The sequence below is a fragment of the Mesorhizobium sp. M8A.F.Ca.ET.207.01.1.1 genome, from assembly GCF_004794715.1.
Taxonomy (GTDB): Bacteria; Pseudomonadota; Alphaproteobacteria; order Rhizobiales; family Rhizobiaceae; genus Mesorhizobium.
On record NZ_SRUS01000558.1, the window covers coordinates 1 to 286 of the forward strand.

The following is a 286-nucleotide window of genomic DNA, read 5'->3' on the forward strand; positions in this document are numbered from 1 at the left end:
CGCGCACGTCGAATACGAATCCCCGATCCGTCACTACGCCCACGTTGACTGCCCGGGCCACGCTGACTACGTCAAGAACATGATCACCGGTGCCGCCCAGATGGACGGCGCGATCCTGGTGTGCTCGGCCGCTGACGGCCCGATGCCGCAGACCCGTGAGCACATCCTGCTGTCGCGCCAGGTCGGCGTGCCGTACATCGTCGTGTTCCTGAACAAGGCCGACATGGTCGACGACGCAGAGCTGGTCGAGCTGGTCGAGATGGAAGTGCGCGAACTGCTGCGCAAG

At 64.7% G+C, this 286-nt stretch carries 1 protein-coding gene; it reads left to right on the forward strand.

Annotated features, from left to right (window positions below; all coding sequences use genetic code 11):
- A partial coding sequence (locus tag EN850_RS35815) for a GTP-binding protein (protein ID WP_246689342.1) occupies positions 1 to 286 on the forward strand: 286 nt, incomplete at both ends.